15 protein-coding genes are annotated in these 18337 nt (G+C 61.5%); 12 read left to right on the top strand and 3 right to left on the bottom strand.

Annotated elements, in window-relative coordinates; translation table 11 throughout:
* Nucleotides 1–42 precede the first annotated feature (42 nt).
* The 10 genes from KDB76_RS15765 to KDB76_RS15720 all read left to right on the top strand — a co-directional run bounded on the left by KDB76_RS15765 (nucleotide 43) and on the right by KDB76_RS15720 (nucleotide 9589).
* Nucleotides 43–741 carry a CoA transferase subunit A gene (locus tag KDB76_RS15765; protein ID WP_015270421.1) on the top strand — a complete coding sequence of 233 codons (699 nt, stop codon included), beginning with the start codon at nucleotides 43–45 and terminating at the stop codon, nucleotides 739–741.
* A 35-nt stretch (nucleotides 742–776) separates the two neighbouring features.
* The gene (locus KDB76_RS15760; protein WP_003260585.1) at nucleotides 777–1433 is read left to right on the top strand and encodes a CoA transferase subunit B; all 657 of its coding nucleotides are present in this window, start codon (nucleotides 777–779) and stop codon (nucleotides 1431–1433) included.
* A gap of 290 nt (nucleotides 1434–1723) precedes the next feature.
* Complete coding sequence (locus tag KDB76_RS15755) at nucleotides 1724–2677, top strand: IS110 family transposase (RefSeq protein ID WP_013970314.1); 954 nt, start codon at nucleotides 1724–1726, stop codon at nucleotides 2675–2677.
* Between the two features lie 82 nt (nucleotides 2678–2759).
* Nucleotides 2760–4178: a TIGR00366 family protein gene (locus KDB76_RS15750; RefSeq protein ID WP_013972720.1), complete on the top strand. Its 1419-nt coding sequence runs from the start codon at nucleotides 2760–2762 to the stop codon at nucleotides 4176–4178.
* Nucleotides 4179–4265: 87 nt separating this feature from the next.
* The gene (locus KDB76_RS15745) at nucleotides 4266–4808 is read left to right on the top strand and encodes an XRE family transcriptional regulator (protein WP_015270419.1); all 543 of its coding nucleotides are present in this window, start codon (nucleotides 4266–4268) and stop codon (nucleotides 4806–4808) included.
* 249 nt (nucleotides 4809–5057) lie between these two features.
* Nucleotides 5058–5234 carry a hypothetical protein gene (locus KDB76_RS15740; RefSeq protein ID WP_200873954.1) on the top strand — a complete coding sequence of 59 codons (177 nt, stop codon included), beginning with the start codon at nucleotides 5058–5060 and terminating at the stop codon, nucleotides 5232–5234.
* A gap of 258 nt (nucleotides 5235–5492) precedes the next feature.
* The gene (locus KDB76_RS15735; RefSeq protein ID WP_015270418.1) at nucleotides 5493–6050 is read left to right on the top strand and encodes a polysaccharide biosynthesis/export family protein; all 558 of its coding nucleotides are present in this window, start codon (nucleotides 5493–5495) and stop codon (nucleotides 6048–6050) included.
* Between the two features lie 24 nt (nucleotides 6051–6074).
* On the top strand, nucleotides 6075–7190 hold the full coding sequence (locus KDB76_RS15730; protein ID WP_024087164.1) for a hypothetical protein: 1116 nt from the start codon (nucleotides 6075–6077) through the stop codon (nucleotides 7188–7190).
* A gap of 19 nt (nucleotides 7191–7209) precedes the next feature.
* Nucleotides 7210–8772, top strand: coding sequence for a Wzz/FepE/Etk N-terminal domain-containing protein (locus tag KDB76_RS15725; RefSeq protein ID WP_038409677.1), 1563 nt, complete (start codon nucleotides 7210–7212; stop codon nucleotides 8770–8772).
* Between the two features lie 10 nt (nucleotides 8773–8782).
* On the top strand, nucleotides 8783–9589 hold the full coding sequence (locus tag KDB76_RS15720; RefSeq protein WP_013972714.1) for a CpsD/CapB family tyrosine-protein kinase: 807 nt from the start codon (nucleotides 8783–8785) through the stop codon (nucleotides 9587–9589).
* Between the two features lie 307 nt (nucleotides 9590–9896).
* On the opposite strand, the gene galE is transcribed toward KDB76_RS15720, so the two are convergent.
* The 3 genes from galE to KDB76_RS15705 all read right to left on the bottom strand — a co-directional run bounded on the left by galE (nucleotide 9897) and on the right by KDB76_RS15705 (nucleotide 15101).
* Entirely contained in the window at nucleotides 9897–10874 is a 978-nt protein-coding gene (gene galE / locus KDB76_RS15715) for a UDP-glucose 4-epimerase GalE (protein WP_038409675.1), read from the bottom strand.
* Nucleotides 10875–10953: 79 nt separating this feature from the next.
* Entirely contained in the window at nucleotides 10954–13569 is a 2616-nt protein-coding gene (locus tag KDB76_RS15710; RefSeq protein WP_038409674.1) for a cellulase family glycosylhydrolase, read from the bottom strand.
* Nucleotides 13570–13574: 5 nt separating this feature from the next.
* Nucleotides 13575–15101 carry an O-antigen ligase family protein gene (locus KDB76_RS15705; RefSeq protein WP_038409673.1) on the bottom strand — a complete coding sequence of 509 codons (1527 nt, stop codon included), beginning with the start codon at nucleotides 15099–15101 and terminating at the stop codon, nucleotides 13575–13577.
* A 96-nt stretch (nucleotides 15102–15197) separates the two neighbouring features.
* On the opposite strand from KDB76_RS15705, the gene KDB76_RS15700 reads away from it, so the two are divergent.
* Both KDB76_RS15700 and KDB76_RS15695 read left to right on the top strand, forming a co-directional pair.
* On the top strand, nucleotides 15198–16574 hold the full coding sequence (locus tag KDB76_RS15700) for an oligosaccharide flippase family protein (protein WP_038409672.1): 1377 nt from the start codon (nucleotides 15198–15200) through the stop codon (nucleotides 16572–16574).
* 236 nt (nucleotides 16575–16810) lie between these two features.
* On the top strand, nucleotides 16811–18277 hold the full coding sequence (locus KDB76_RS15695; protein ID WP_038409670.1) for a GMC family oxidoreductase: 1467 nt from the start codon (nucleotides 16811–16813) through the stop codon (nucleotides 18275–18277).
* Nucleotides 18278–18337: the final 60 nt, after the last annotated feature.

The following is an 18337-nucleotide window of genomic DNA, read 5'->3' as shown; positions in this document are numbered from 1 at the left end:
CGACAGCCTCGTCGGTTCAACAACTACAAAAGGCGGATCAGCATGGCCGGACTGGACAAGCGCGTTGCAACCTATGAACAGGCACTCGAAGGCCTGACCGACAACATGACGGTACTGGCTGGTGGTTTCGGCCTGTGCGGTATCCCTGAAAACCTTATCAGCGAAATCAAGCGCCGTGGCGTCAAGGGCCTGACCGTGGTCTCCAACAACTGCGGTGTCGATGGCTTTGGCCTGGGCGTGCTGCTGGAAGACCGGCAGATCCGCAAGATGGTCGCTTCCTACGTGGGCGAGAACGCCGAGTTCGAACGCCAGCTGCTGAGCGGCGAGCTGGAAGTGGAACTGACCCCGCAAGGCACCCTCGCCGAGAAAATGCGCGCCGGTGGCGCCGGCATCCCGGCCTTCTACACCGCCACCGGCTACGGCACCCCGGTTGCAGACGGCAAGGAAGTGCGCGAGTTCAACGGCCGCAAGTACATCCTCGAAGAATCCATCACCGGCGACTTCGCCATCGTCAAGGGCTGGAAGGCCGACCACTACGGCAACGTGGTGTACCGCAACACCGCGCAAAACTTCAACCCGCTGGCGGCCACCGCCGGCAAGATCACCGTGGTCGAAGTGGAAGAGATCGTCGAACCTGGCGTGCTGCTGCCCAGCGAGATCCACACACCGGGCATCTACGTGGACCGCGTCATCGTCGGCACCTTCGAAAAGCGTATCGAAAAGCGCACCGTCAAGGCCTGAGCGCCATCCACCAGAACAACAAAGAGATCCTGACCATGGCACTGACCCGCGAACAGATGGCGCAACGCGTCGCCCGTGAACTGAAGGACGGCTACTACGTAAACCTGGGCATCGGCATTCCGACCCTGGTGGCCAACTACGTACCCGCCGACATGGATGTGATGCTGCAATCGGAAAACGGCCTGCTCGGCATGGGCGAATTCCCCACCGAAGGCACCATCGATGCCGACATGATCAACGCCGGCAAGCAGACCGTCACCGCCCGCCGCGGTGCCTCGATCTTCGATTCGGCGCAGTCGTTCGCCATGATCCGTGGCGGCCACGTCGACCTGACCGTGCTTGGCGCCTTCGAAGTGGATGTGCAAGGCAACATCGCTTCGTGGATGATCCCGGGCAAGCTGGTGAAGGGCATGGGCGGCGCCATGGACCTGGTGGCCGGTGCCGAGAACATCATCGTCACCATGACCCACGCGTCCAAGGACGGCGAGTCCAAGCTGCTGCCGCAGTGCAGCCTGCCATTGACCGGTGCTGGCTGCATCCGCAAGGTGCTGACCGACCTGGCCTACCTGGAAATCGAAGACGGCGCCTTCATCCTGCGCGAGACCGCGCCTGGGGTGAGCATCGAGGAAATCATCGAGAAAACCGCCGGCAAGCTGATCGTGCCGGATGATGTGAAGGAAATGACCTTCTAACGCATCATGTGATCCTACCCTGTGGGAGCGGGCGTGCCCGCGAATGCTGCGGTGAATTTACCGACGCATTCGCGGGCACGCCCGCTTGTATGGTTAGACTTGAAGGGGTGGTGGGACTAAATGCCCGATTCTGACTGTTCACAGCAGTACAGACCGTGGGAGACATCGCCCCACCCCTTCCACCAAAGCGCCGATAAAGAATGCATCGTTTGCAAGCGACGATAGAAACAAGCCAGCGCCTCTTGGTGAAACCCCTTCAAGCCGAAAAACCATAACGTGAGGAGCGGCCCATGGCAATGCAGGTAGGTAAGTTGATCGTGGGTGCGGATGTCGCGAAAGCTGAGCTGGTTATCCACCACGATGATCGCGACGAGATCATCAGGCTCAAAAACTCCAAACTCGAGATCAGAAGGTGGCTCAAGCAACAACCCCTCAACACCGCTATCGCTGTTGAGGCGACCAACGTCTATCACTTGGACCTGGTTGAATTGGCCCACAGCCTAGGCTTCGAGGTCTATGTCATCGATGGTTTTCAATTGAGCAACTACCGGAAGAGTGTTGGGGGACGGGTTAAAACCGACCCCTCCGATGCTCGGTTGCTGTCCCGTTTTTTAAAAAATGAAGGCGAGGACCTTCGCCCTTGGAGCCCGCCTCCCGCTGTCTACGGCAAGCTTCAGAGCCTCTTGCGACGCAGAGCCGCCTTGGTGACTGCTCGTACTGCAATGACTCAGAGCTGGGCTAACGAAAGCCTTTTGAAAGCCGCCTTCGAAACTTTTGTGAAGTCGATAGATCGGCTGGATCAGTTGATTCAAAAGAAGATTAAAGAAGTACTGCGAGACGCTGGGCTGCAGGAACAAGTCGCTCGCTGCCAGGCAGTAGAGGGCATTGGTTTTCTCACCGCCGCAGCATTGGTGATGGCTTTTACAAGGGGCGAGTTCAAAAGCAGTGACTCGTACATTGCATTCCTAGGAATGGATTTACGAGTCAGTGATTCCGGACAGAAGAATGGGCGACGTCGCCTCACCAAGCGAGGTTGTTCAGAAATTCGTCGCTTATTGCACAACGCTGCGATGGCGGCCAGCAGATCGGCAGCCTGGAAAGGGCTTTACGAACAGCATCGGAGCAGTGGTAAAGCAACAACCCAAGCGTTGGTAATCCTGGCAAGAAAGCTCGCGCGGGTGGCATTCGCCCTGATGAAAAATCAGGACGAATACGTCACTAAAGGCGCGAAACTGGCTTGCTGAAAACCATAGAATCTCCCACAGGGTTTTTGCGTTGTCTGGCAATACTGCTTTACCTCATAAAACCAATAAAAGGAATTGAACTGTGGCCGCTGAAATCCAAGACAGCCGTTCCGCGCGCTTTGCCTTGCGCTGCTCCAACTGGGCCGAACGCTGGTTCCCCGATTCCTGGGTGTTTGCCGCCCTGGCAGTACTGCTGGTTTGCATCGGCGCCCTGGCCATGGGCGCCAAGCCGACCGACACCGCCAAGGCCTTTGGCGATGGCTTCTGGAGCCTGATCCCCTTCACCATGCAGATGGCCTTCGTAGTCATCGGCGGCTATGTGGTGGCCAGCTCGCCGCCCGCCGCGCGCCTGATCGACCGCCTGGCGCGCATCCCCGGCAATGGCCGTTCGGCCGTGTGCTGGGTGGCGCTGATCTCGATGTTGGCATCGCTGCTCAACTGGGGCCTGTCGCTGGTGTTCGGCGGCCTGCTGGTGCGCGCCCTGGCCCGACGCACCGAACTGAAGATGGACTACCGCGCCGCCGGCGCCGCCGCCTACCTGGGACTGGGCGCCGTGTGGGCGCTGGGCCTGTCTTCGTCGGCGGCGCAACTGCAGGCCAACCCGGCCAGCCTGCCACCGTCGATCCTGTCGATTACCGGGGTGATCCCGTTCACCGAAACCATCTTCCTCTGGCAGTCCGGCGTGATGCTGGCGGCATTGGTAGTGGTCTCGCTGGTGATCGCCTACGCCACGGCGCCGGGCCCGAACAGCGCGCGCAGCGCCCAGGACTGTGGGGTCGACCCCAGCTTCACCGCGCCACCGGCACCCCAGCGCACCCGCCCGGGCGAGTGGCTGGAACACAGCCCCATCCTGATCCTGTTGCTGGTGGCCCTGGCCGCCGGCTGGCTGTACCAGGAGTTCGCCACCAAACCGGCGATTACCGCCATTTCCGGGCTGAACACCTACAACCTGTTGTTCATCATGCTCGGTGCCTTGCTGCACTGGCGCCCGCGCAGCTTCCTCGATGCGGTGGCGCGTGCGGTTCCGACCACCACCGGGGTGCTGATCCAGTTCCCGCTGTATGGTTCGATCGCTGCCATTCTCACCCAGGTGAAGGGCGTCGACGAGCAGACTTTGGCCCACCACATTTCACTGTTCTTCACCCAGATCGCCACGCATGACACCTATGCCGTGCTGATGGGCGTCTACTCGGCGGTGCTGGGCTTCTTCATCCCATCGGGTGGTGGCAAGTGGATCATCGAGGCCCCGTACGTGATGCTGGTGGCCAATGACCTGCAGTACCACCTGGGCTGGGCAGTGCAGATCTACAACGCCGCCGAAGCCTTGCCGAACCTGATCAACCCGTTCTACATGCTGCCGCTGCTGGGGGTACTGGGGCTCAAGGCACGCGACCTGATCGGCTTCTCGTTCGTGCAGTTGCTGGTGCATGTGCCGCTGGTGCTGGTGTTGCTGTGGGCATTGGGTACGACGTTGCAGTACCTGCCGCCGGTGATGCCGTAAAGTCGGGGGCTGCACAGCAGCCCCAGCATTTCCCTGGCAGTCCACGTATGATGGCCGGGCTGCCTTCGCCTGGGAAATCCGCGTCACATGTCTATCCGATTGAAACTGCTGCGAAAGAAACTGGGGATGACCCTGGAGCTGCTGGCCGACAAGACCGGCATGACCAAGAGCTACCTGTCCAAGGTCGAACGTGGCCTGAACACCCCCTCGATCGCCGCCGCGCTGAAGCTGGCGCGGGCACTGAATGTCAATGTCGAAGAACTGTTCGCCGAAGAGCAGACCGGCCAGAACCGCTACAGCCTGGTACGCCATGGCGAGCGCCAGGCATTGGTGGGTGACGGGGCAGGGCCGGGGTACTCGGCCCTCACCAGCCAGGTCGGGCAGCGCAGCCTGTTGCCGTTCCTGATCCAGCCGCCGACCGAGTTCAGCGACCCTACGTTCAAGGAGCACCTGGGCGAAGAATTCCTGTTCGTCCACGCCGGCCAGGTGGAAGTGGACTTCATGAGCGAGCGGGTACTGCTGGAGCAAGGCGATGCCTTGCATTTCAATGCCCAGACACCACACCGGCTAAGGTCGGTGGGGCCGCTGCCGGCGCAGTTGCTGGTCGTGGTGCATCACACAGACGAATAACATGCCGGGGCGCCAAAGCGCCCCACGGCCTTGCCTTTCTCAGCGATGAAACTATGGCGCCACCAATGCAGCGCCCTATGCTCGATTTGCGCGTCGATATTTTGACTATATTGTCCGGCGCCCATTGAATTTTATTATAGTGTCGAATCGTTGACGCAATGTCATTGTGTTCATAAGCTCATCTCAACGGTGAAACAACTCCCGAACACCACGCCAACAAACAGTTGATTTTCCTCTTCAGGAGGGCGTATGCGCACGGCTCTGATTATCAAATCGATGTCTTTGCTGGCGCTGTTAAGTGGCGCAGCGCGTGCCGCGGATATGTATGTCAATCAGAACAGTATCGTCCCTGTTTCAACGGCAGGGTGGTTCTTTGCATTTGCTGTCGTTGGCTTTGTAGCTGTCGCCAACAGGAGAAAGATCTGAATCCGCCAGCCTGGGTTCTAACCTTGACGCCAGCGGCCCGGGGCCTCGCTTGTCAATTCCCCAGCCGTTGCTATATTGCCAGTAGCCCGTGCAGGTCCACGGTTGCAGGCAGCAAAGCCCAGGCTGCACAGCGTCAAGGCAAGGCCTCGTAAAGATCGAGGTCATCGCGGTTGGCGTATGCCGCGAAGCGGAGCGAGAGTTGGTGTGCTGTTCTCATTCAGTGCTCTTTGTCGGGCCTTTTCGGCCGGAGGGACCCTCATGGTGCGTTCAATGTTTGCCGCGTTCTGCATGCTGATGGTGTGGTCTGGTGCCGGTAAGGCCGACCCGAGCAGTGCTACCTACCTGCTCAGCCCCGGCGATGTGGTGATGGTTTCGGTGTGGCAGGAAGATAGCCTGCGCCAGGAAGCCACCGTACTTCCCGATGGAAGTATCACGTTCCCCCTGGCAGGTCGCATCGATGTTGCCGGGCTGGATGTGACGACCGTTGAAAAACAAGTGGCTGCCAAACTCGAGAAATTCCTCCCCGACCCGAACGTCAGCGTTGTCGTCAAGAGCATCGCCGGCAACCTGGTCTATGTACAAGGCAAAGTGATAAAGCCCGGGCCGGTACAGATGGCGGGCCCTACCGCAGTGTTGCAGGCCCTGAGCATGTCCGGCGGCCTGGACAAGTTTGCAGATGAAAGCGAAATCAAAGTGGTGCGCGGCACTGGCGCTTCCCAAAAAATCCTGCCCGTGCGATATAGAGACCTGGTGTCTGGCCGGGATATGTCCACCAACATCCAACTTCAGGCTGGCGATACGCTGGTCGTCCCTTGATCATGCCTTTAATAAGAACACTTAATGCCTCTTCTCAGAACAACTAGTATTGCAACGGCAATCTTGGTGTTGCCGTTTACGAACACGGTCTTGGCAGCAAATTGGCAGTCTACGGTAGTGGTACCGACATCCGTCGAACATGACAGCAACCCCTTGCTGCTGTCGTCGGGTGAAAAGGGCATAACGCGCACGATCATCGCGCCGGATTACACCCTGATCGGTACCTTCGACCGTGACGAACTGAGGTTGGGGCTGGGCATGAATGTATTGCGCTCGTCCGACACGGCGGTGGTCGACAACCGTGAGGACCCTGACGTGAGCCTGGGCTGGCAGCGTCAGACCGAGCGCGGGCGGTTTGGCCTGCTGGCGCGTTACAACGAAAGTTCGACGCTGTCGGGAACGGTGCTGGATACCGGTGTGGTCACCACCGATGGCACGCAAAAGCTGTATACGCTGACCGGCAACTGGAGCCAGGCGGTTACCGAGCGTAGCACCTTGAGCAACGAAACCACGTACAACCGTGCCCGTTATGACATCAGTACGCTGACGGGGTACGAAGAACTGGGCAACGTGTTCACCTGGACCTACGCCTGGAGCGAGCGAGCCGATCTGTACAGCCGCTTTGGTGCCCGGCGCTATGAGCCCGAGGAGGACCAGACGGCGACGGCGTCCAACAGCTACAGCCCCGCGGTCGGGGTCAAGTACCAGTTTTCCGAAAGCCTCAGCGCCGATGCGCATGTGGGTGTCACCGAGGTTTCCGGTGACGAAGGTGGCCGACGCGGGGAGGGTGGGGTTGCGCTGCTGTACACCGGTGCGCGCGCCGTCGCCAGCTTCACCGCCGAACGCAGCACGGTAGCCAGCGCCGAAGGCGGCTTCGCCGAGCTGGACCAGGTGCGCGGTGTGTGGAGTTACGCCGTCAGCGAATTGACCCGGGTGGGCGCGGACGCTGCCTGGCAAGACAGCAAAGGGCAGACCCCCAACACCCTGCAGACTTACAGCGTGTGGGCCAGCCGCGAGTTTTCGCCGTACTGGGACCTGCGCCTGTCGCTGATGTACAAGGAACGGCAGCAGGATAACGAAGCCGATGCGAACGCTACGATCGTGGGTTTGACGTTGACGTACAGGTACCCCGACATCTGAACTTCAGGCAGGTGGCCCCATGAAGTCTGACTACGAGCTCTCCCTCAGAGATTACATTGCCATAATCAAGGACAGGGCCCTGTTATTGGGGGTGAGCATCGTAGTCATCCTGGCCGCGACCGTCGCAGTCGCGGTGATGGTGCCGCCGATCTACCAATCGACCGGCACCATCCTGGTGGAGTCGCAGCAGATTTCCCCTGAGCTGGTGTCGACCAACAACACCAGCTTTGCCGATGAACGCATCGAAGTGATTCGCCAGCGGGTGATGACCCGCGAGAACCTGCTGCGCATCATCGACAAGTACAACCTGTTTCCCGACAAGCGCTTCAGCGATAGCGACAAGATCGACCACATGCGCAGCGCCATCGTCGTCGAAACCCTTACCACATACGTGCGCGGGCGGGGTGAAGCGACCGTGGCGTTCAATGTGTCCTTCGAGCACAAGCAGCCCGAGGTGGCCAAGGACGTCGCCGACGAGTTGGTGACGCTGTTCCTCAACGAGAACCTCAAGCAGCGTACCGAGCGGGCCAACGAAACCACCGAGTTCCTCACTCAGGAGGCTAACAAGCTGGGTGCCGAGCTGGCCAACCTGGAAAACCAGCTGGCGGATTTCAAGCAGGCCCACGCCAACGCCTTGCCCGAGCACCAGACCTTGCGCATGAACATGCTGTCACGATCGGAGCTGGAGTTCCGCGAGGTCGACCGTGATTACAAGGCCGCCCAGGAAGAACTGCGTTACCTTGAGCTGGAACTGTCCGCGGCCAATGCCGGGCTGGCAACCAAGGCCGGCGAAGGCCCCAGGGTGGCCGGTGCCGAGCAGCCCCAGGACCTGCCCAGCCTGAAGGCCGAATATGCCCGGCTGCTGAGCCGCTACAAGGAAGCCCACCCCGATGTGGTGGCGGTCAAGCGCAGGATCCAGGCGCTCGAAGCCAGTGGCAATCGCACGGCGGCGGCCTCCATGGTCGGCCTCGATGTCGCCCGCGTGCGCGCCAAGATGAGCGCGGCACAGGAGCGCATTGCTTCGCTGGCCGAGCAAAAGCGCGAGTTGACCCGCAAGATGGAAGGCTACGAGGCTGAGATCCTCGAGGCGCCGCAGGTCGAGCGTGGCCTGGTGACCTTGATGCGTGACCACGACAACGCGCGCAAGAAGTACGAGGAAATCCGCGCCAAGGAAATGGGCGCGAAGATTACCGAAAGCCTGGAGCAGGAGAACAAGGCCGAGCGCTTTGTACTGCTTGAGCCACCACTGATGCCCGAGAAACCGATCAAGCCCAACCGCAAGAAGATCGCTGCGCTGGGCCTGGTGCTGGCACCGGCAGGTGGCGGTGCGCTGGTGATGCTGCTGGAGATGTTCAACCAGCGCATTCGCGGCGTCGGTGCACTGGAGAACCTGCTGGGCAGGCGGGTGCTGGTGGCGCTGCCATACATCGATACCAAGGCCGATGTGGCCAGGCGCAAGCGTTGGCGCAACTGGCTGATCGTGGCGGCACTGGCGCTGGCGGCTATCATGGTAGTGCTGGTGCACGTGTTCTACATGCCACTGGATGTGCTGTTGTTCAAAGTCATGTCTCGGTTTGCATAGGGAAGCAGTGATGGACAGGACCAAGCAGGCTGTCGGCAATAATCTTCACCAGGTTACCCCGGGTACCCCGCAGGCCTTGTCACCCGCCCCTGGTACGGCACTGGCGGAAGTGCCTGGCCAGTTCGATTACGTGAACACCAAGGTGGTGCCGCTGCGCGCGGAGCACCTGGAGCGTCACCGTATCGTCGCCTACAACAAGAACTCCAACATGAACGGGCCGATCGACCTGCTGCGCACGCAGGTGCTCAGGACCATGGACGAGAATGGCTGGCGAACCCTGGCCATCACCTCGCCAACCCCTGAAGCGGGCAAGACGGTGCTGGCGATCAACCTGGCCATGAGCATCGCCCACCACACCACCAAGACCGCTTTACTGGTGGACTTCGACCTGCGTCGACCCAAGGTCGGCAGCAGCCTGGGCCTGCCCATGGACCAGGCGTTGAACGAGTTTCTGACGGACAAGGCCGAGTTGCAGGACTGCCTGGTCAACCCGACCTTGCCTCGGTTCGTGGTGCTGCCCACGCGGGTGCCGGTGCCGTTGTCCACCGAAATGCTGTCGTCGCCCAAAGTGAGCAACCTGATCAGCGAACTGCGCAACCGCTACGAGTCGCGCATCTGCATTTTCGATTTGCCGCCATTGCTCAGTTCTGACGATGCGATCACCGTGATACCCAAGTTCGACTGTGTGCTGCTGGTGGTGGCCAACGGTATGAACAACAGGAAGGAGATCGAGGATTGCCTGCATCACCTGGCAAGGGTGAACCTGGTGGGAACGGTATTGAACAAAGCTGACGAGCAGCCTCGAACCTATTATTGAGTCTCGTATTCTGGGGCTGCTTCGCAGCCCATCGCGACACAAGGCCGCTCCTACAGGTACAGCGCATTCCTTCAGCTGGTGGGGTCTCTGTGGGAGCGGGCATGCCCGCGAAGCAGACGACGCGGTGGATGGCACCGGCTGCGCCGGTGTTCGCGGGCGCGCCCGCTCCCACAGGTACAGCACATTCCTTCAGCTGGTGGGGTCTTTGTGGGAGCGGGTTTACCCGCGAAGCAGGCGACGCGGTGGATGGCACCGGCTGCGCCGGTGTTCGCGGACGCGCCCGCTGCCACAGGTATGGCGCACTCTTTCAGCGGGTGGGGTAGCGAGCCCAGGGGTACTGCAACTCCCACTGCCACGCATGCCGCACAATCGACTCCAGCGAGGCAAACTCCGGCCGCCAGCCCAGCATGTGCATGGCCTTGCCAGCATCCGCCACCAACCGGGGCGGGTCGCCGGGGCGGCGGGGGGCGTCGAGGGTGCGGATCTGCCGGCCAGTCACCGCCCGGGCCGTATCGATCACCTGCTGCACGGAAAAGCCCAGCCCGTTGCCCAGGTTGAACGCGGTTCGCTCGCCACCCGCCAGCAGGTAATCCACCGCCAGTGCATGAGCCGCCGCCAGGTCGGCCACATGCACATAGTCGCGTATGCAGGTGCCATCCGGCGTGTCGTAGTCGCGGCCAAAAACCGTTACTGCATCACGCCGGCCCGAAGCGGCCTGCAGGATCAGCGGGATCAGGTGGGTTTCCGGGTCATGACGCTCTCCCAGCTGGCCCTCCGGGTCTGCGCCCGCTGCGTTGAAGTAACGCAGGCATACCGACTTCAAGCCATAGGCCCGGTCGAAGTCCTCGAGAATCTGCTCGACCATCCATTTGCTCAACCCATACGGGTTGATCGGCCCCTTGGCATGCGCTTCGTCGATCGGCACGTACTGCGGGTTGCCGTAGACGGCTGCGCTGGAAGAAAACACCAGGTGCCTGATACCGGCATTCACCATGGCCTGGAGGAGGGAAAGGGTGGCCGCAACATTGTTCTGGTAGTACTTGCCGGGCACGCTGACCGACTCGCCCACCTGGATGAACGAGGCAAAGTGGAACACGGCATCGAAGCGGCAAACACCGAACAGCACATCCAGGGCGGGCTCGTCGGCGATGTCCAGTTTCGCCCACTGGACGCCGGGGCCGGGCGAGACGAGGTCCGCCACCACCACCTCATGGCCCGTACCGAGCAGGTGCTTGACCATGTGCGAGCCAATGTAGCCTGCGCCACCGACAACCAGAAACCTCATCCATGCCTCCTGGACTCTGCTGTTGTACAGCTGCGCTTTTCAGCTACAGGACTGTTGTGAGAGTAGATGGCCATATGCCCTATTTCAAGAACAGCCAGTTGGACATGTACTTGCCGTCGAACGTGATGCTGTAGCGTCCATCCTGGTAAGCCATCGGCAAGGGTTTCAACTGGGCCTGTGCATCCCGGGCGAACAGCTTCAGGCCAGCAGGCGCCTTGATGTTCAAGGTGCCGGCAAACGGCTCTACGTTGAACGGTGTCTTGTCATCGGCCTTGGGCACGGCCCGGGTACCCAGCGACAGCAGCAGTTCACGCGACTGGCCCAGGGGGTTGCCGTCCAGGCTTTGCACCACGACGCTGGCGTACGGCGTTCGTGCATGCACCTGGATGTCGCCCAGGCTGATCAAGCGACCTCCCAGCCATCCGGTGGCGGCCTGGGTCAGCGGTGTATCGATGGTATAGATGCCCTGTTGCCAGTTGCGCTTGAGTTCGCCCGTATCGCTGACCGCTTCCGTGGCGTCGGCCGGCAGCAAGGACTGCTCCGGGTCCTGCAGTACCTGCGCACCGGCAGGGATGGCGGCGGGTTTCAGCCAGGGCAACTCCGGCGTCTGTGGCAGGGCGATCTGCAGTTGGCCCTTTTCCATGGCCGTGCGCAGCAGTGGCGAGTTGCGCGGGGTGATCTCCTGGTTGTACAGGGTGGCGGGCGTCGGCGCGAAAACGTATCGGGTAGTGGCCGGCTTCACATCCGCACGGCGATAGAGCAGGGCGGCAGCGGGCAGGGTGGCGATCATCGCCGGGTCGTTGTACGCGTGCCAGTTATCCGCCGTGCGCCAGCCAGGGTTGAAGGCCTGCTGGCTGTAAGCGTACTGCATCATGGCGTCCCAGCCCTGGTGGGCGGCGGTGCCGGCCACGTACAGCGGCAGCGAGTGGCGGTCGGGCAGCGGGAAGGGTTCGGCGTTCCACTCGGTGACGGTCAGCGGCTTGCCGACTACCTGGGCGGCAGCGAGCCAGTCGATCACGCCGTCGCTGGTCAACGGGTTCTTCTCCAGTTGGCCATTGGCACCGTAGCCATGGGCATCGATGACATCGCCTGTGGTCAGTGCCGGCAGCGCGCTCAGGCCATTGCCGCCCCAGGTACTGGTGGTGGCGATCGGCACTTTCACGCCGAGGCCGCGCAGGTGAGTGATCATGTCGGTGTTGAAGCGCTGTTCCAGGTCGTTGAGAAACAGCTTCGAAGGGCCATGCTCCCAGGCGCGCCAGGTGAGGTCGGTGGGCAGGTCATATTGTTTGGCGAAGGCTTTGGCCGCTTCCATGTAGCGCTCGCTATGGCGCGGCACGTCCTTGTTCGGCATCAGGGCGTTACCGTAATGCTGGGTGAGGTCGTTCTCATTGGTGAGCAGTACGGCAGCGATGGCGGGGTCGTCCTTGTAAGCCAGGCCGGTGTATTCATTCACATGAGTCAGGTACTGCTCGGCAAAGCGTTTCATCGCCTGTTGGATGCTTCGGTTCACATAGGCGTAACCCTTCAGGTCGACATGGCTCTCACCCTTGGCCAGTTCCTTGAAGTCATCGATATTGTCATTGGCAGTAAGCGCCCGCTGCACGTGCAGGTCCAGCCAGATATAGATGCCCTCGTCCTTGAGCGCCTTGATCCATAAGTCGAGCTTGCGCAGCGATTCGGCACTGAGCTGCTGGGTATCGCGCACCAGGGTGCCGTCGCCGAACACGTTCGGGCTGACCCAGGGCGAGTCGTGGTGATGCAAACGCACCAGGTTGAACCCCAGTGCCGACAGGCGCTTGGCCTGTTGGCGGATTTCTTCGTCGGGGCTCTTGAACAGCGAATAGGCGGACAGGTTGGTGCCCCAGAAGCGCACTGGGGTGTTGTTTTCGAACACCAGCTGCTCGCCGACAGCCTTGACGAAGCCATGCTTACCGGCAGGCTTTTCCGGGGCGTTGAGGAATGACAGGTCCACGGGCGAGGTGCGCCAGTCCAGTTGGTCGTCGGGCCAACCGGCGGGGTCGGCCAGGCCGAAGCGTTCGCTGGGCGTGGGACCCAGGTCGATGTCGCCGGTGATGTTCAGCACCGCCTTGATCTGCTGCCGACCAGCGTTGATCGGGTCGCTGTAAATGAACGCACGCAGTTCGGACGGGTTGCCGCGCTCGAAATACACCTTGGCCAGCGGCGGGTCGAAGCGCATTTCGATGCGTCGGCCCTGGTCAGCCTTGCCCCATGACCAGCCGCGGTTGCCGGGCAGCAGCTGCGGTGCACCCATGCCCCCGGCGATTTGCGCAGGGTCGAACTCGAACACCATGCCACCGCCCATTACTCCGGCCTGGCGGCTGTGGGCCTCGAGGTCGAAGGCCCAGCCCAGGGTTTGCGCCTGCTCCTTGCGGATATCCGCCGCCAGATCGAAGTCCAGTTCCTTGTTCTTGCCCTGCAGCGTGTAGTGGTCGGGGCCAACCACCTTGAACGTGGTGGAAAAATCGGTCCAGCTCCAGTTGGCCGCCCAGAAGTCGAACTTGGCTTTCATCACTGGCCCACCACCGCGGGTCACCAAGGGCAGGCCGTTCTGTTCATCGACACTGACTTGCCACGCTGAGGCCCAGCCGGTGAGCGGCAGTGAGGCCAGGCCGGCGATGGCCGAAACCCGCAGCAGGGTTTGAAAACCCCAGCGGCGCAGGGGGAGCAGGTTCATAGGCGTCACCTGGGTTGAAGGGCGGGGTCGGCCAGCGCGATGGCCTGGCTGTTGTGCAGCTGGCGAACCATCTGGACATAGGCCACGCCCAGTCCGGCGACAGTCCAGTACACCACCGGGATGAAGGTGATGCTGCTGACGGTGAAGATGATCACCAGGATGCCGATCAGTGTCGCCAGCAATGCCCGGCCGAGCTGGCGTCGCTCGTCGTCCTTGTCGGGGAAACTGCGCATGGCCTTGCGGATACCGTGCAGTACGGCCGCGAAGAACGCCACGAACAGGCCCAGCCCGACCAGCCCGACCCGCAGTGCCAGGTTTATATAGGTGTTGACGATGTCGATGATGCCGTCACCCTGGATCATCGATTGCATTTCCGGGGTGTTGCGGAAGTCGAACGAGCCGAACAGTGGGTTGCGCTGGATGACGATCCACGAGTTGTCCATCAGCCGTTCGCGGTAAGTGATGTTCTCTTTCTCGAGGTTGCCAATGAACGGCAGCATGTCCAGTACCTTGTCGCCACCGGGCACGATGGTCAGCAAGGGCAGGGCCAGCATGCCGGCCGCAGCGAGCAGCGCCAGGCGCCTGACCGCACCTTTGCCCAGGGCGATGAACACCACCACGATGACCACGGCACCGATCCACGGGCCGCGGGACAGTGGCGCGAACAGCCCTGCGGCCAGCAGCAGGGCGCCCATGGCCCGCTGCAGGGGGCGGCGCACGTAACCCTGGACGAACAGGAACAGGCCGATGGCCACGCTCATCACATAGCCCAGGGCAATCGCCTGCCCGGTGGTGACGCTGGCGCGCAGCGAACCGCCACGGCTCAGGTAGCCGGACATGCTCCACGGCACGCCCATGGCGTCGACCAGGGCACTGTACAGCAGCCAGTGGCGCACGTACTCGGCCACGCCGATCAGGGCCAGAACGAATGAGGCAAGCACGAAGGCCAGCAGGGTGTCCTTGAAGTCGCTGATCTGGCGCAGGCCACGGCTGGCCACGTAATACGGCAGTAACACGTCGACAAACAGGTACAGCGTCTGGCGCAGGGTGTCGGTCAGGGTGGTCTCGCGCAGGTACAGCACGCTCATCAGCAGCAGGCCGGCCGCCAACAACCTGTCGGGCCAGGTGCGGCCGAAGCGCAGGGTGTCGCCTTGCCGGCGCAGGGCCAGCGCCGCCGGCAACAGCACGCACAGGGCCAGCAGGCGGATATGGTTGAGGTCGACCAGGTAATTGACCACGCCAAACCCGGGCACCTGCACCGAAGCCGGCGGGATCAGGAACAGCAGCATGTAGAACAGCGCCATGGGGTTGTGTTCGCGGCGCCCGGCGATGTACAGGATGACGGCGCCAGCACCCAGGTACAGCCAGAAGCTATGCGAGAAGAAGGCCAGCAGGGTAAGCAGGAACCACAGGTTGCGTCGGCGCTTGAAGTCGCTCAGCGGAATCAGGTCGGTGGCAGGCCGCCGCGCCAGCAGAAAGACCACGCTCGCCAGAAAAAGGATGACGATCAACGCACGAAAATGTTCAGGCATTGGCTATGTGCACCTTTGCATCGGTGGGCAACGGCTAGCGTCGTGGCTGATTGAAACTATAGTGACCTTTTAGCCTGTCAGTCAGAGATTGTACTCATGCCGTCGATTGATGTGTCTGCCACCGCGAGCCTGCGCAAGCGGGCCCTGAGGGCCGGGTCATGGAACCTGGTTGCACAAGTGGCGTCACAGGTGATGCGCCTTGGCGGCAACCTGATCATGGCCCGCTTGCTGCTGCCGGAAATGTTCGGGGTGATGGTCATCGCCACCACCGTTTCGGTACTCCTGCATCTACTGTCCGATGTCGGCCTGCGGCAGAACATCATCCAGAGCCATCGCGGTGACGACCCGGATTTTCTCAATACTGCATGGACCGTGCAGATCATCCGCGGCTTCGTGCTGTTCGCCCTGACCTTGCTGCTGGCCTTGGGGGCCTGGTTCGCCCAGCTCGCCGAGCTGTGGCCGGCGGACTCCACCTATGCCGCACCGGTGTTGCCGATGGTGCTGGCGGCAACCGGGCTGTCGGCGGTGATCTGGGGCTTCCAGTCCACCAAGATAGATGTCGCGGTACGGACTTTCCAACAGAAGCGCGTGGTGCTGGTGGACCTGGCCTCGCAGGCGGTCGGCCTGGTGGTGATGCTGGTGCTGGGCTACCTGACCCATTCGGTGTGGGCACTGGTGATCGCCGGCCTGGTGTCTGCCGTGGCCTGGACCCTGCTCGGTCACACCGCCCTGGAGGGGCATGACAACCGCCTGCAGTGGGACCACAGCGCGCTGACCGAACTGATCGTGTTCGGCCGCTGGATCTTGCTGTCGTCGATGGTCGGCGTGCTGGCCATGTACGGTGATCGCATGTGGTTTGGCGCCAGCATGACGGCGGCACAACTGGGTGTATATTCGATTGCCGTGTTGATCCTGGGGGCCGTGCAGACCGCGCTGATGAAGGTTTTCGGCGCGGTGGCGCTGCCCGCCTTCAGCGAAGCGGCACGGGCCGATGACAAGGAGCGCCTCAAGGCGCTGTATTACCGCTTCCGCCTGCTGGTCGACCTGCTGGTGCTGTTCATCTGTGGCGGCTTCCTGACCGCCAGCCCTTTGCTGATCGGTTGGCTGTACGACGATCGCTACCGTGAAGCTGGCCCGATGATGGCCATTCTTTCGCTATCGTTCCTCACATTGCGCTATACCTTGGCTCATCAGGTATGGATTGCCCTGGGCCTGACCAGGTACCAGGCCATGGATAACATCATCCGCCTGGTCTCGTTGTGGGGGGGGCTGCCACTGTTGCTGGCGATCGGTGGAGTTGACTGGGCGATCTGGGGGGTTGCCCTGCATACCGTGCCAACCCTTGTGTTGATCGTGTACGTGAATCGCAAGCTGGATATGTTCAGCCTGAGGCGTGAGCTGGTGGTGCTGCCGATGCTACTGGTCGGGGCACTTTGCGGGGCGCTGCTGACAGCCTTTTTCAACTGGCTGTAATTCTGCTTGTCGGGTGAAACTTTCAAAGGTGCAGGTCATTGGATCATGGGGAAGTTTACGTTTTGTACTGCGCAATTGGGTCGTAGGGGGTTTCTCCAGAGTTGTGTCTTGCTGGGTGTAGGTGGTGTGGTGTTCGCTGCTACGCCAGCCATCACCAGCCAACCTGCTGGCAGGCCTGGGTTCGTGGTGATCAACGGCTGGGTACTGCCGTCCCGTTACTTCCGGAACGAGCACGCATGATCAGGGACTATCAGCAGCAGAAGGCGCTGCGCGACAGTTACGATGTCTGCATCATCGGCGCCGGCCCGGCCGGTATCACCCTGGGCCTGCGCCTGGCCGCCGCCGGCTGGAGCGTCCTGCTTGCCGAAGGTGGCGGGCGCGAGTACTCGGCGAACTCGCAAGCCTTGTACGCCTGTGCATCAACTGGCCTGGAGCTGTATGCCGGGGAAGCTCGCCTGCGTTATCTGGGCGGCACATCCAACCATTGGGCCGGCCGTTGCCGGCCGTTCAGCCCCTCGGACTTCGCAGCTCCCCCCATTGGCGGCTTGCCTGGCTGGCCCATTCCTTATTCGGAGATCGCAGGCTACCTGCCTGCTGCCATGGATATCGTCGACCTGCCGCCAGGGGCAAACTTTCGCGCGTTGAATGATGGCCTCGACGGCGGTGACTTCGAACCGGACCGCTTTCTGCTCAGCCCGCCAACGCGCTTTGCGCAGAAGTACGCCACGGCCCTGGAGCAGACCCAGGGCCTGGACGTATTCATCAACTGCAATTGCGTGAACCTGGAGTTCGACCAGGCCTCCGGTCACCTTGCTGCAGTCGTGCTTTCCGATTACGAGTGCAATCGCCAGCGCCTGGTTGCAAGAAACTTCGTACTCGCTACAGGTGCCATCGAGAATGCCCGGCAACTGCTCAACAGCGAGTCGTTGGCGGCGGCGGGGATAGTGAGCAAGGACGGGCTGGTCGGCGGGTGTTTCATGGAGCATCTGAACATTGACCTGGGCACCTTCATCCTCAACTCGGGGCTGGCCCCTGACCCGCGCGAGTACTACACCACCGATGCCTTCGTTGAGGAGTACAAGGCAGGCAAGGGCAACGTCAGGGCCGCCTTGCTGGCTGATGTGCAAACCTATGGTCGTACTGCCGAGGTGAAGCATTTTCTGGAGAACCTGGTCTGCGACATGGGAGTCGCCAGCAAGATTGCCTTCGTGGCCAAGTTCAACTGCCCCGGTGATGGCGTCATCAGCACCATGATCGAGCAGTTTCCCAACCTGCACAGCCGTATTTCGCTGCTGGAGGAGAAGGACGCACTGGGCGTGGCCAAGGTCAATGTCAACTGGGCCCTGACCGCTGATGACCGGCACACCATCAAGTGCATCGGAAGCGAGTTGGCCAAGCAGTGGGTTGCCATGGACCTGGGCTACATCAAGCTCAATGACTTCGTTTACGACACCTCGATACCGCTGAAGCTGTCGCCACATGCCCATCACATGGGTACCACGCGCATGGCGTCTTCGGCGCAGTTTGGTGTTGTCGATACCAACTGCAAGGTGTTCGGTACCGAAAATCTTTATGTCGCCGGCAGCAGCATCTTTGCCACGGGCGGCGCTTGCAATCCGACCATGCCGCTGCTGCAGTTTGCGGTACGCCTGGCCGACCACCTCGATGCCAGGCTGAGCGCGGCCAGCGACGCCGTGGGGTGATGCATGTTGTAAACGGGTTGAGTGCGCGACGGTCAGCACCCACAAGAACGAGACCGGATG

This window comes from Pseudomonas sp. JS425, from assembly GCF_018223845.1.
Taxonomy (GTDB): domain Bacteria; phylum Pseudomonadota; class Gammaproteobacteria; order Pseudomonadales; family Pseudomonadaceae; genus Aquipseudomonas; species Aquipseudomonas asiatica.
Note: the sequence above shows the minus strand (reverse complement) of the source record. Positions and strands in the feature narration are given on the sequence as shown.